Here is a 13,533-nt window from a genome sequence, read left to right on the forward strand (position 1 = left end):
CGTACTCCTCGCTGTGCGGCGGCCGGGACCCGGGCGACCGACGATAACCGGGTACCGCCGGTACGGGGTCCGGAACCCGGCCCGTGGCCGGGACCGGCCGTCGCCCGTTGGCCGGATCCGGTCCACGCGGCGGCCCGCCGGCTCGGCCGTTCCGGCGGGCAAGCGCGCCGCAGGAGCCGAGGAAAGGCCCCGGCGCTGTGCCTCGGATAAGGTGTTTGAGGAGAAATGCGCCCTTCCGGGGTTAGGTCGATGCGTTGGACACAAACCAGTCGTCGGGCGACGCGACCGCACAGCCGCCCGGGGCGGTCGGCTACGCGGGCGTGCTGCGCGAACTGCTGCCGATCGCGTTGTGGCGCGAGGACGCGGACGGCCGGATCGTGGAGTGGTCGCTGGCCGCGCGCGACCTGCTCGGCTACCAGCCCGAGGAGGTCCTGGGCCGCCCCGCCACGCCCCTCCTGGTCCCCGACGGCAACCGGGAGCTGGCCGATCAGCTGACGCGGCGTGTCCGGGCCGGCGAAGCCGTCGTGGGGACCCTGCCGGTACGCCACCGCGACGGCCACGACGTGACGATGGAGATGTGGATCGTCCCCGCCGCCGATCCGCAGGGCCGGCCCGGCACTCTGCTGATCGCCGTCGAGACCTCCGAGGTCCTGCGCATGCGGGACTCCCTCGCGGCCCTGGAGAGTCTCTTCACCCAGTCGCCCATCGGCCTCGCCACCCTCGGCCCCGACCTGCGGTTCCTGCGGGTCAACGACGCTCTCGCCCGGATGAACGGCGTCTCCGCCGCCGCGCACCTGGGCAAGCGGCTGACCGAGGTCGTGCCCGGCGTGAACGCCACGGCACTGGAGTCGACGATGCGCCAGGTGCTGGACCGCGGCACGCCCGTCGTCGACGCCCGCAGGACCGGCCGTACCCCCGCCGATCCCGACAGGGACCGGACCTGGTCCTGCTCGTACGCCCCGCTGCTCGACGGAGCCGGCCGGCGGCTGGGACTGATCGCCTCCCTGATCGACATCACGGAGAGCCAGCAGGCGCAGATCGAGGCCGAACGGGCCAGGCACCGCCTCGCCCTGCTCGCCGAGGCCGGCACCCGGATCGGCACCACCCTGGACCTGCGCCGGACCTCCGAGGAGATCGTGCAGCTCCTGGTGCCGCGCTTCGCGGACTCGGCCGACGTACAGCTGCTGGAAGAGGTGCTCGAACCGGACGAGGCCGCCGCGTCCACCCGGGGCGTGGTGCGCCGGATGGCGGCAGCCTTCCCCGATCCGTCGGCCCCCACGTCGCAACTGGTGCCCGGCACGACCTCGCGGATCCCGCTCGGCTCGCTGTACGAGCGGGTCATCGCCGACGGGCGCCCCATGGACCTCTACCGGTCCGACGTGCCGGCGCTGATCACCGACCCCCACTCCGACAGCCTGCGCGAGTACCTCATGACGCTCGGGTCCGCGCGGCTGATCCCCCTCGTCGCCCGGGGCAAAGTGCTGGGCGCGGTCGTCGTCACGCGGCTGCGCAGCCGTGAGCCGTTCGACGAACAGGACTGCGTCCTCGTCGACGAGCTGGTCGCCCGCGCCGCGCTGAACATCGACAACGCGCGCATGTACACCAGTCAGCGTGCGGCGGCCCTCACCCTGCGGCGGAGTCTGACGAACAGCGCGCTGCCCGATGTGAGCGGCCTCGAACTGACCGGGCGCTACCTGCCCGCGAGCGACCACGCCGTCGGCGGCGACTGGTTCGACGTGATCGAACTGCCCGGCGGCAGAACCGGTCTCGTGATCGGCGACGTGATGGGCCACGGAATCCACGCGGCGGCCGTCATGGGGCAACTGCGCACGGCCGTGCGCACCCTGGCCAGGCACGACATCGCCCCCGCCGAGCTGCTCCGCTCCCTCGACGCCGTGGTGACCGACCTGGGGGAGGACGAGATGGCGACGTGCGTGTACGCCGTCCACGACCCGGTGGCCGGCGAGTGCGTGATCGCCCGGGCGGGACACCCCCCGCCGGCCGTGGCCACGGCCGGCGGGGACCTCACCTTCCTCGGCGGCTCGCCGGGCGTGCCCCTGGGGACCGGCGGGCGCGACTTCCGCACCCAGCGGGTGCCGCTGCCCCCGGGCAGTCTGCTGGTCCTCTACACCGACGGCCTCATCGAGGCCCGGGACCGGGACCTCGACGAGGGCATGGGCAGACTCGCCCGCGCCCTCGCGGGGCGCGAACGCCCGCTGGACGAGCTCTGCGACAGCGTCCTCGAACAGCTCCTGCCCCGCCCGGCGGTGGACGACGTGGCCGTACTCCTGGCCCGTACCCGGCGGACCTGAGCGTCACAGCGTGTCGACGTCGATGTCGTCGATGTCGAAGAAGCCGAGGAGTTCCCGCTCCGGTTCCCGCGAGGCGCCCGGCAGCGCCTGCTCGGCCCAGATGACCTTGCCCTCCGGCGTGTACCGGGTGCCCCACCGCTGACTCAGCTGCGCCACCAGGAACAGTCCCCGTCCTCCCTCGTCCGTGGTGGCCGCGTACCGCAGATGGGGCGACGTGTTGCTTCCGTCGGAGACCTCGCAGGTCAGCGTGCGGTCGCGCAGCAGGCGCATGCGGACCGGAGCGGAGCCGTAGCGGATGGCGTTGGTGATCAGCTCGCTGAGGATCAGCTCCGTGCCGAACGTGAGGGGCGACAGATCCCATTCGTCCAGCTTCTTCGCCACGACCGCCCGCATCGCACCGACCGCGCTCGGGGTGAACGGCACACTCCACTCGGCGACGCGGTCCGGTCCGAGGGTCCGGGTCCGGGCGACGAGCAGCGCCACGTCGTCCCGGGGACGCGCCGGCAGCAGGACGTCGAGGATCGCCCGGCAGCTCTCCTCCGGGTGCCGGTCCGGATGGTGGCTCAGGGCCGTGCGCAGCAGCCGCAGCCCTTCGTCGATGTCACGGGTGCGGTCCTCGACCAGGCCGTCGGTGTAGAGCACCAGCTGGCTTCCCTCGGACAGCACCAGCTCCCCGGTCTCGAACGGCATCCCGCCCAGGCCCAGCGGCGGGCCGGTCGGCAGCTCGAAGATCTCCACCGGCCCCTCGGGGTGGACCACCAGCGGTGGCGGGTGCCCCGCCCGGGCCATGACGCAGCGCCGGGACACCGGGTCGTACACGGCGTACAGGCAGGTGGCGCCCAGCATGCCGTCGTCGTCGGCGTCCGCGCCGTCCTCGCCGTTGTGGTCGATGCGCTGCACGAGGTCGTCGAGACGGGACAGCAGCTCGTCGGGCGGCAGGTCGAGGGACGAGAAGTTGTGCACGGCCGTACGCAGCCGCCCCATGGTGGCGGCGGCGTGCAGCCCGTGGCCGACCACGTCGCCGACGACGAGCGCGACGCGGCTGCCCGAAAGCGGGATCACGTCGAACCAGTCGCCGCCCACTCCGGACTGCGCGGGCAGGTAGTAGTGCGCCACTTCGACGGCGCTGTGCTCGGGCAGACCGCGCGGCAGCAGGCTGCGCTGGAGCGCCACCGCCACGGCGTGCTCGCGGGTGTAGCGGCGGGCGTTGTCGATGCTGACCGCGGCCCGCGCGACCAGCTCCTCGGCCAGGGAAAGGTCCTCCTCGTCGAAGGGCTCCGGCTTCTCCATGCGCCAGAAGTTGACCAGTCCGAGGACCACGCCCCGCGCCTTGAGGGGCGCTGTGATGAGGGAGTGGATCCCGTAGTCCAGGATGCTCTGCGCCACGGGCGGGTCCTGGGCGAACCAGCCGGGGGCGTCGGACAGGTCGGGCACCAGCTCGGCCTGGCCGCTGCCGAGCCCGCGGGCCTGCGGGGTGGACGGGAGGAAGTCGATCAGCGTGCCGCGCGCATACAGGGGCTGGTCGTCCCGGATGCCGCTGACCGCCGTACGCCGCAGGTCCGCGCCCGAGCCGGTCGGCTCGTCGCCGTGCAGCACCTGGTCCGCCAGGTCGACCGTCACGAAGTCCGCGAAGCGCGGAACGGCGACGTCCGCCAGTTCCTCGGCCGTCCGCCGCACGTCGAGCGTGGTGCCGATGCCGACTCCTGCGTCGTAGAGCAGCTTCAGCCGGCGGCGGGCCGCGTCGGCCCGTCCGGTGAGGACGCGCATCTCGGTGGAGTCGCGGATGGTCACCGCGGAGCCCTCGGGCTGGCCGTGCGGTTTCGTCGGCCGCTGGTTCACCACCAGCAGCCGGTTCCCGGCCGCGACGACCTCGTCGGTGGCCTCCCGGCCGGACAGCAGGAGGTCGGCCATCCGCTGGTCGAGGTGGGTGAGCTGCCCGACGTGCCGTCCCTCCGCGTCGGGCGGCAGGCCGAGCAGCCGTTTCGCCTCGTCGTTGGCGAGCAGCAGGCGGCCGTCCCCGTCGGTGATCAGTACGCCCTCCCGGACGGCGTGCAGGACCGCGTCGTGGTGTTCGTACATGCGGGTCATCTCGACGGTTCCCAGCCCGTGGGTCTGGCGCCGCAGCCGCCGGGTGACGAGCGCCGTGCCGGCGGTGGCCACGGCGAGGCCGGCCGCGCTGACGCCGAGTATGACCGGGAGCTGCCGCTCGACCACACCGGTGACGTTCTGCACCGTGAGACCGGCCGAGACCAGCGCCACGACGTCGCCGTCGGCGGCGGTCACCGGGACGATGGCCTGGATCTCCTGGCCCAGGGGCCCGGACACGCTCTCGGTGTGCACCCGCCCCGCGAGGGACGGCTCGATCGTGCCGACGAACCGCTGGCCGATCCGGTCCGGCTGGGGGTGGGTGTAGCGGATTCCGCCGGTGTCCATCACCACGATGAAGTCGACGCCCGCAGCTTTACGGGTCTCCTCGGTGAGCGGCTGGAGGATCTTGGAGGGGTCCGGGGCTCTCAGCGCCTCGCGGAGTCCGGGGGAGCGGCTGAACGTCTCGGCGACCGCGATCGACCGGTTGCGCGCCTCACGGCTGCTGTCGTTGCGCGACTGGAGCACCAGTGCCAGTACGGCACCGGCGGCGAGCAGCAGCACGACCGCCACCTGGAGGACGAAGACCTGCCCGGCGACGCTTCGCGGGCGCTTGCTGGTCAGTGACCGCACCGACACACCCGGTGTGGAGTGAAATGATCGACCACAGTCTTATTTGTACCCCTCTGTGGGCCCCCACGCCTAGGTGGTGGCCCGGACCTGCCCATATCGGCCGGCGCGCGGTGCGCACGCGCGGCGGGTGAGCCGCGTCTCAACCGCGCCGCACCGCTTGTCTATGCAACGAGTTGCATAGAAAGATCGGAGGCATGGCGCTTGAACACGCGATCCTCGTCTCCCTGCTGGAGAAGCCGGGCTCAGGCTACGAACTGGCCCGGCGGTTCGAGCGGTCCATCGGCTACTTCTGGAACGCCACGCACCAGCAGATCTACCGCGTGCTCAAGCGCATGGAGAGCGACGGCTGGATCGACGTCCGCGAGGTGCCGCAGCAGGCACGGCCGGACAAGAAGGAGTACTCCGTCGCCGCGCCCGGCCGCGCCGCGCTCTCCGAGTGGCTGCACGAGCCGATCGAACCCGAGAGCGTCCGGCACGACCTCGCCGTGAAGATCCGCGGCGCGGCCTTCGACGACCCGGCCGCGCTCATCAGCGAGGTGCGGCGGCACCACCAGGCGCACACCGACCGCCTCGCGCACTACCTCGCGGGGGAGCGGCGCGATTTCCCGGACGCCGCGACGGGCGGGGCGCCCGACGCCGCGCGCGAGCTCCAGCACGTCGTGCTGCGCGGCGGCATCGCGTACGAGCGGATGATGCTCGCCTGGCTCGACGACGTCCTCGCCACCCTCCGCCGGCTGGCCCGCGAACGCTGAGCGACGCGTACGCCTCCGGCCGTGACGCCCCGCCCCGACCCGCACCCCTCACTCCTTCACCCTCACCCCTTCACCCTCGTCCCGGAAGGCGAACCCCCATGGCCGACCCGCTGCTGTTCAACCCCCGCACCTACGACCCGGCGCACTTCGACGCGGAGACCCGCAGGCTGCTGCGCGCCACCGTCGACTGGTTCGAGGAGCGCGGCAAGCGCAAGCTGATCGAGGACTACCGCTCCCGTGCCTGGCTCGCGGACTTCCTCGCGTTCTCCGCCAAGGAAGGGCTGTTCGCCACCTTCCTCACCCCCGCGTCCGCCGCCGGGACGCCCTCCGGCGACCGGGGCGACAAGCGCTGGGACACCGCCCGTATCGCCGCCCTCAACGAGATATTCGGCTTCTACGGGCTCGACTACTGGTACGCGTGGCAGGTCACCGTCCTCGGTCTCGGCCCGGTCTGGCAGAGCGACAACGCCGCTGCCCGCACCCGCGCTGCCGAACTGCTCGCCCAGGGCGAGGTCTTCGCCTTCGGCCTGTCCGAGAAGTCCCACGGCGCGGACATCTACTCCACCGACATGCTGCTGGAGCCGGACGGCGACGGGGGCTTCCGCGCCACCGGATCGAAGTACTACATCGGCAACGGCAACGCCGCCGGGCTGGTCTCTGTCTTCGGCCGCCGCACCGACGTCGAGGGCCCCGACGGCTACGTCTTCTTCGCCGCCGACAGCCGCCACCCGGCGTACCACCTGGTGAAGAACGTCGTCGACTCGTCCAAGTACGTCAGCGAGTTCCGCCTGGAGGACTACCCGGTCACCGCCGAGGACGTCCTGCACACCGGCCGCGCCGCGTTCGACGCCGCCCTCAACACCGTCAACGTCGGCAAGTTCAACCTCTGCACCGCCTCCATCGGCATCTGCGAGCACGCGATGTACGAGGCGGTGACCCACGCGAGCAACCGCATCCTGTACGGCCGCCCCGTCACCGCCTTCCCGCACGTGCGGCGCGAGCTGACCGACGCGTACGTGCGGCTCGTCGGCATGAAGCTGTTCAGCGACCGCGCCGTCGACTACTTCCGCTCCGCCGGTCCCGACGACCGCCGCTACCTGCTCTTCAACCCCATGACGAAGATGAAGGTGACCACGGAGGGCGAGAAGGTCATCGACCTGATGTGGGACGTCATCGCGGCCAAGGGCTTCGAGAAGGACACCTACTTCGCCCAGGCCGCCGTCGAGATCCGGGGACTGCCCAAGCTGGAGGGGACGGTCCACGTCAACCTCGCGCTGATCCTCAAGTTCATGCGCAACCACCTGCTCGACCCCGCCGGGTACGCGCCCGTCCCCACCCGCCTCGACGCCGCGGACGACGACTTCCTCTTCCGCCAGGGCCCGGCGCGCGGCCTGGGCTCCGTACGCTTCCACGACTGGCGCACGGCCTACGACGCGTACGCGCACGTCCCCAACGTCGGCCGCTTCCGCGAGCAGGCCGACGCCCTGTGCGCCTTCGTGGAGACCGCCGCCCCGGACGAGGCCCAGAGCCGCGACCTCGACCTGCTGCTCGCCGTGGGCCAGCTGTTCGCGCTGGTCGTGCACGGCCAGCTGATCCTGGAGCAGGCGCGCCTGACCGGCCTGGAGGAGGACGTGCTCGACGAGCTGTTCTCCGTTCTGGTGCGCGACTTCTCCTCGCACGCCGTCGAGCTGTACGGCAAGGACTCCGCCACCGAGCAGCAGCAGCGCTGGGCGCTGGACGCGGTCCGGCGCCCGGTGGTCGACGAGGCCCGAGCGGCCCGGGTCTGGGAGCGCGTGGAGGCGCTGTCCGGTGCGTACGAGATGGCGCCGTAACGGAGCGGAACCCGGCAGTGGCCGGCGACCGGGTCAGCCCCCGGCGCCGGCCGTGGCGGGAGACGGCCGGCGCAGGGCGGCGTCGACCGTCTCGGCGATCACCGCGCTGTAGCGCTCGATGCCCGGGGAGCGCACCGGGCAGGGGCGCGGTGTCTTCGTCGTCGGCGCGAGGCAGAAGTGCAGGTGGTCGTCGTCCCGGTGCAGCGTGACGAGCCCGTTCCGGCAGTCGCCGGGGCGGGCCCGCTCGGCCTCGCCGCAGGGCAGCCGCTGCTTCCACGTGTAGCGCCCGCCCGCCGGGCTCACCTCCCGCCCGGCGTCCGCCACCATGTCCCCGCCGGCGGCCGCCCGGTCCCGGTAGATGCCGTTGACCCGCCGGATACGGTCCGGCGAGAAGGCGTCGGGGCCCTGGAGCACCCAGACGATCCTCGGACGGGGGATTCCGGCGGAGCGGGCCGCCGCCGCGATCTGGCGGGTGAGGGTCTTCGCGTCGGCGGCGTACCGCGCGTAGTAGCGGGCGTCGCCGCCCTGCCCGATGGCGTCCATGCAGGGTGTGTACGCCCAGGAGTTGCCCCAGAACTGGAGGACGACGACCCGGGGCCGCTCCGACCGGACGAGGGCCGCCGCCTTGTGCTGCCGGGGGACGAGCGAGTCCCGCGCCGTCCCCTCCAGGTAGTCGCACAGCGTCGTACCGGAATAGGGCCTGCTGTGCAGGGTCGCCCGCCCCGAGGCGGAGATCCGGCCGGCCAGGACCCGCCCGCTCTCCATGGCCAGGGAGTCCCCGAGGTACAGCACCCGCGCCCGCTCGCGCGGCGGCCGCGACGCCGACGGCGTGCCCGCGGCGGCGGCCGGTTCCCCGGGCCCGGCACCCGCCGCGGCGCGGGCGCCCGGCGGGGGAGCGGCGGCGGTCGTGGCGTCCGAGGGGTCGGAGCACCCGCTCGCCCAGGCCAGTGCCAGGGCGGCGAACACCGCGAATCGTCGGCTCCTCACGCGCCTTCCCCTCCCCGCCGAGTGACCCGGGTGACCCGGGTGGCTCCGGTGACGAGGCACCACACTGGACCCGCGAGCGGCTGAGGTCCAGACGGCGTACGCGCCAAAATCGCGGCGGCGCCGACGCAAGCGCGCGCGGTCGGCTCCGGTTCGCGGTGTGGGGGCGGGGCGCGGGTTGTGCCGGGAGCTTGTGCCGGAAGCCGCACCGGAACGGATCGTTCGCCGCCTATTCTGCGCGCATGACGACCGAGCCGACGCAGCAGCATCAGCAGCCCCAGCAGCTCCAGCCGATGCCCACCGACTGGCAGCGCGCCCTGGCCGTGGTGGCCCACCCGGACGACCTCGAGTACGGGTGCGCCGGAGCCGTCGCGGGATGGACCGACGGCGGACGCGAGGTGGCGTACCTGCTCGCCACCCGGGGCGAGGCCGGGATCGACGGCCTGGAGCCCGACACGTGCGGCCCGCTGCGCGAACGGGAGCAGCGGGCCAGTGCGGCGGTCGTCGGCGTCAGGACGGTGGAGTTCCTCGACCACCGCGACGGCGTGATCGAGTACGGGACCGCTCTGCGCCGGGACATCGCCGCCGCCGTCCGCAGGCACCGCCCGGAGCTGGTCATCACCCTCAACCACCGCGACACCTGGGGCGGCGTCATGTGGAACACGCCCGACCACCGGGCGGTCGGCCGGGCCACCCTGGACGCGGTGGGCGACGCCGGCAACCGGTGGATCTTCCCCGAGCTGACCGCGCAGGGGCTCGCGCCCTGGGACGGTGTGCGCTGGGTCGCCGTGGCGGGTTCCTCGCAGCCGACGCACGCGGTGGACGCCACGCCCGGCATGGAGCGGTCCGTCCTCTCGCTGCTCGAACACCGCGCGTACATCGAGGGCCTGACGGATGAGGACCCCGAGACCTACTGCCGCACGTTCCTCGGCCAGAACGCGCGGCGGGCGGCGGACCTGTTCGGCGGGAAGCCCGCCGTCACCTTCGAGGTCTTCAGCCGCTGAAGCCCCGGCGTCCGTGGAGAAGGGGCCCGGGAAAGGGGGCGATCGGGTCGCGGTCGCTCAGGTCTCGCAGAGCATGCCCGTGCGCAGCCTGCCCAGCGTGCGCGACAGCAGGCGGGAGACGTGCATCTGCGAGATGCCCAGCTCCGCGCCGATCTCCGACTGCGTCATCTCCTGGCCGAAGCGCATCTCGATGATGTGCCGCTCGCGGTCGTCGAGCTCCTCCAGCAGCGGCGCCAGGGTGTGCAGGTCCTCGACCGTCTCCATGGCGGGGTCGGACTCGCCCAGCACGTCGGCGAAGGTGCGCGAGGAAGCGGCGCGGCCGTCCTCGCCGGGGTCGCTGGGCAGGTCGAGGGAGCCGGCGGTGTAGCCGTTGGAGGCCACCAGCCCTTCCACGATCTCGTCCTCACTGAGCTTCAGGTGCCCGGCGAGCTCCTTGACCGTGGGCTCCCGGTCCAGTGCGGTGCCGAGCTCCTCCTTGGCCCTGGCGAGCTCGACCCGCAGTTCCTGGAGCCGGCGGGGGACGTGCACGGCCCAGGTCGTGTCGCGGAAGAACCGCTTGATCTCCCCGACGATGTAGGGGACGGCGAAGGTGGCGAACTCCACCTCGCGGGTGAGGTCGAAGCGGTCGATGGCCTTGATGAGCCCGATGGTGCCGACCTGGACGATGTCCTCCATGTCGCCGCCGCCGCGATTGCGGAACCGCCCCGCCGCGAAGCGCACCAGCGACAGGTTCATCTCGATGAGCGTGTTCCGGGCGTACTGGTGCTCCGGCGTGCCCTCCTCAAGGACCTGGAGCTGGTCGAAGAAGGTCTTCGACAGGGCGCGGGCGTCCTTCGGGGCCACCTTGCCCGTGTCCTCGATCCACGGCAGCTCGCCCGTGCCGGGGACAGCCCCGGTGGTGCGCGTGCCCGTCGCGACCTGCGTCCGCGGAACGTCCGAAATCCGCACCGGCGTTGTCGTCATGTTCCCGCCTCTCTCCGATCGCTCCATTTCCTCCGACTGCCCAGACATCCGCCGTGTATGTCCCGCGCGGCCGAATGGCGGACGGACGCGCCCTCCCGGTACGGCTGTCCGGCCGAAAGTTGACTGGGGTTGGCCGGATTGCGGAAACGTCTTGATTGGACCGTGCGCGCCATTGACAGCCTGTCAGGCCCCAGGAGGATTCTGTGGCGTTGTGCTGCGCGACTGCCCACAGATCTCTTCGGGACCCCTGGAGGACGTGTGACGCTCCGCCCGCGCCCGCTCGCCATGCTCGCCTGCGCTTCCGCTCTCGCCCTCGTCCTCGGTGTTCCGGCCGCCGGTGCGGCGGCCGGCCCGCCGAGGGCGGGGGACCGGATCGCCGCCTCCGTCGTCACGCCGACGCCACAGGACGTCCGGCAGCGCGACGACCGTGTCACCGTCTCGCCGAGGGTGACGCTCGTCGCGGGGGACAAGGCCGACGCCACCGCCCTGAAGGTGACCCAGCAGGCCCTCCTCGACGCCGGCGCCCACCAGGTCGTACGCGGCGAGAACCCCGTCCAGGGCCGGCTGACCGTCTACGTCGGCGGCCCCGGGGAGACGCCGCAGACCGCCGGTGCGCTCACCGCCCTGGGCGTGGAGGGCCCCGCCCAACTTCCCGCCGAGGGGTACGTCCTGGCCATCGGCGATCGCCGTATCGCCCTGTCCGGCAAGGACACCGCCGGTACGTACTACGCCGCCCAGTCGCTGCGTCAGCTGCTGCCCGAGCGCAAGGGGCCCGGCGCGAAGGTCGCGGGAACCGAGATCCGGGACTGGCCCACCACCTCGATCCGCGGTGTCATCGAGGGCTTCTACGGCATCCCGTGGACCCACGCCGCCCGGCTCGACCAGCTCGACTTCTACGGCGAGCACAAGATGAACATCTACGTGTACTCGCCCAAGGACGACCCGTACCTGCGCGAGCGGTGGCGCGAGCCGTACCCGGACGCCCAGCTCGCGAAGATCCGGGAACTCGTCGACCGGGCCCGCGCCCGCCATGTGGAGTTCACCTACGCGCTGTCGCCCGGTCTGAGCGTCTGCTACAGCTCCGAGGCCGACATCAAGGCGCTGACCGACAAGTTCCGGACGGTGTGGGACCTCGGCATCCGCACGTACGCCGTCCCGCTCGACGACATCAGCTACACCAGGTGGAACTGCCAGGAGGACCGGGACAAGTGGGGCACCGGTGCCGCCGCCGCCGGCGCGGCCCAGGCGTACCTGCTCAACCGGGTCAACCGGGACTTCATCGCCACCCACCCCGGCGCGGCGCCGCTCCAGATGGTGCCCACGGAGTACTACAACATCACCCCGTCCCCGTACAAGAAGGCACTCGCCGAGCAGCTCGACGAGGACGTGGTCGTGGAGTGGACCGGGGTCGGCGTCATCGCGCCGGTGATAACGGTGGCGCAGGCGAAGGCCGCGCGGGACGTCTTCGCGCACCCCATCCTGCTCTGGGACAACTACCCGGTGAACGACTACGTCACCAACCGCCTGCTGCTCGGCCCGTACAACGGCCGGCAGAAGGGGATGCCCGCCGAGCTGGGTTCCGGCATCACCGCCAACCCGATGAACCAGGCGTACGCCTCGAAGATCCCGCTGATCACGGTCGCCGACTACACGTGGAACGACGCCGCCTACGACCCGCGCGCCTCGTGGCGTACGGCGATCTCCCTGTACGCGGGCGGCGACACGAGAACGGAGAAGGCGCTGCGCGTCTTCTCCGACGTCAACTACAGCTCCCGCATCAACGCGCAGCAGGCGCCCGACCTGGCCGCCGAGATCGCCGGGTTCTGGGAGTCGGGGGACACCGCGGCGCTGGACAGCGCGCTGGCCGGCCTCCAGAGGGCGCCGGACGTACTGCGCGAGCGGCTGCCGGAGCAGGAGTTCGTCACCGACAGCGGGCCGTGGCTCGACGCCGCCGAGGCGTGGGGCGTGGCGACGCGCGCCGCGCTGCGGCTGGTCGAGCTGGCGCGCGACGGCGAGGGCGCCGCGGCGTGGGACCAGCGGCAGCGGCTGCCCGGGCTCGTCGCCGCCGCGCAGTCCTTCACGTACACGGATCTGGAGGGGCGCAGGATCCCGGTGGTCGTGGGCGAGGGGGTGCTCGACAAGTTCACCGAGGACGCGGCCGCCGAGCACGACCGGCTGCTCGGTGTCACCGGAGCCGTCAAGGGCCTCTCCAATCTGTCCGCGTACCAGGGCAACACCGTCGCGCGGATGCTCGACGGCGACGACGGCACGTTCTTCTGGAGCAGCCGCGCCGTCGCCACCGGCGACCACGTGACGGTCGACCTGCGCAAGGAGCGCGCGATCGGCGGCATCTCGCTCGCCATGGGCAAGCCGTCGAGTGCGAACGACTACATGCGCCAGGGCGTCCTGGAGTACTCGTCGGACGGCTCTTCCTGGGAACAGCTCGCGACGTTCTCCGGAAAGGCCGTCGTGACGGCGACGGCCCCGGCGGGCACCGAGGCGCGGTACGTACGGGCACGGGCCACGGCGAGACAGACGAACTGGCTCGTCGTGCGGGAGTTCGCCGTCGAGACGAAGGACGGGTCCGTGACCGGCGGACCGCCCGCCGCGGCGGGCAGCAGCCTGCGGGCCGCGGCCGACGGCGACGTGACGAGCGTCTACCGAGCGGCCCGCGCGCCCGAGTCCGGCGAAGCGCTCCAGGTGGACCTCGGCGGCGCGCGGGAGGTGCTGTCCGTGACGGTCCTGCGGCCGAAGGACAGTACGGCGCGGGCCGACGTACAGGTGCGCGAGAGTGACGGGGACTGGCGCACGGCCGGCGAGCTCACCGGGGCCTACGGCCATTTCGCGGTGGACGGCGACGCGGTGACGGCCGTACGTCTGCGCTGGAGCGAGGGCGGCGGAGCGCCGCAGATCGCGGAGGTGGTCGTGCGCTAGCGCCTGCGGACGGAGCGCGGCGCGGCCCCCGGGC

8 protein-coding genes are annotated in these 13,533 nt (G+C 72.5%); 5 read left to right on the forward strand and 3 right to left on the reverse strand.

Features of this window, described 5'->3' with window-relative positions:
• The first annotated feature begins 254 nt into the window (after positions 1-254).
• Positions 255-2,312: a SpoIIE family protein phosphatase gene (locus ACWGH0_RS26990; RefSeq protein WP_453406844.1), complete on the forward strand. Its 2,058-nt coding sequence runs from the start codon at positions 255-257 to the stop codon at positions 2,310-2,312.
• Positions 2,313-2,315: 3 nt separating this feature from the next.
• Here the strand turns inward: ACWGH0_RS26990 and ACWGH0_RS26995 are convergent, their stop codons facing one another.
• Positions 2,316-5,036, reverse strand: coding sequence for a SpoIIE family protein phosphatase (locus tag ACWGH0_RS26995; protein ID WP_453406845.1), 2,721 nt, complete (start codon positions 5,034-5,036; stop codon positions 2,316-2,318).
• 188 nt (positions 5,037-5,224) lie between these two features.
• On the opposite strand from ACWGH0_RS26995, the gene ACWGH0_RS27000 reads away from it, so the two are divergent.
• Together ACWGH0_RS27000 and ACWGH0_RS27005 are read left to right on the forward strand one after the other, a co-directional pair.
• Complete coding sequence (locus ACWGH0_RS27000) at positions 5,225-5,782, forward strand: PadR family transcriptional regulator (RefSeq protein ID WP_453406846.1); 558 nt, start codon at positions 5,225-5,227, stop codon at positions 5,780-5,782.
• 98 nt (positions 5,783-5,880) lie between these two features.
• Positions 5,881-7,614, forward strand: coding sequence for an acyl-CoA dehydrogenase family protein (locus tag ACWGH0_RS27005; protein ID WP_453406847.1), 1,734 nt, complete (start codon positions 5,881-5,883; stop codon positions 7,612-7,614).
• Between the two features lie 33 nt (positions 7,615-7,647).
• Here the strand turns inward: ACWGH0_RS27005 and ACWGH0_RS27010 are convergent, their stop codons facing one another.
• Positions 7,648-8,601, reverse strand: coding sequence for an SGNH/GDSL hydrolase family protein (locus tag ACWGH0_RS27010; RefSeq protein WP_453406848.1), 954 nt, complete (start codon positions 8,599-8,601; stop codon positions 7,648-7,650).
• A 239-nt stretch (positions 8,602-8,840) separates the two neighbouring features.
• Here ACWGH0_RS27010 and ACWGH0_RS27015 point away from each other — a divergent pair, with 239 nt between their 5' ends.
• The gene (locus tag ACWGH0_RS27015; protein WP_453406849.1) at positions 8,841-9,602 is read left to right on the forward strand and encodes a PIG-L deacetylase family protein; all 762 of its coding nucleotides are present in this window, start codon (positions 8,841-8,843) and stop codon (positions 9,600-9,602) included.
• Between the two features lie 57 nt (positions 9,603-9,659).
• Here ACWGH0_RS27015 and ACWGH0_RS27020 read toward each other — a convergent pair whose 3' ends face one another.
• Positions 9,660-10,565, reverse strand: coding sequence for an RNA polymerase sigma factor SigF (locus ACWGH0_RS27020; RefSeq protein WP_453406850.1), 906 nt, complete (start codon positions 10,563-10,565; stop codon positions 9,660-9,662).
• A gap of 285 nt (positions 10,566-10,850) precedes the next feature.
• On the opposite strand from ACWGH0_RS27020, the gene ACWGH0_RS27025 reads away from it, so the two are divergent.
• Complete coding sequence (locus ACWGH0_RS27025) at positions 10,851-13,499, forward strand: beta-N-acetylglucosaminidase domain-containing protein (protein ID WP_453406853.1); 2,649 nt, start codon at positions 10,851-10,853, stop codon at positions 13,497-13,499.
• The last annotated feature ends 34 nt before the right edge of the window (positions 13,500-13,533 follow it).

This window comes from Streptomyces sp. NPDC054887 (genome assembly GCF_053610585.1).

What these genes read in the sequence shown, in the direction of transcription:
- ACWGH0_RS27000 (WP_453406846.1), top strand. Translation starts at nt 5,225, where the DNA reads ATGGCGCTTGAACACGCGATCCTCGTCTCCCTGCTGGAGAAGCCGGGC.
- ACWGH0_RS27005 (WP_453406847.1), top strand. Translation starts at nt 5,881, where the DNA reads ATGGCCGACCCGCTGCTGTTCAACCCCCGCACCTACGACCCGGCGCAC.
- ACWGH0_RS27015 (WP_453406849.1), top strand. Translation starts at nt 8,841, where the DNA reads ATGACGACCGAGCCGACGCAGCAGCATCAGCAGCCCCAGCAGCTCCAG.
- ACWGH0_RS27020 (WP_453406850.1), bottom strand. Translation starts at nt 10,565, where the DNA reads ATGACGACAACGCCGGTGCGGATTTCGGACGTTCCGCGGACGCAGGTC.
- ACWGH0_RS27025 (WP_453406853.1), top strand. Translation starts at nt 10,851, where the DNA reads ATGCTCGCCTGCGCTTCCGCTCTCGCCCTCGTCCTCGGTGTTCCGGCC.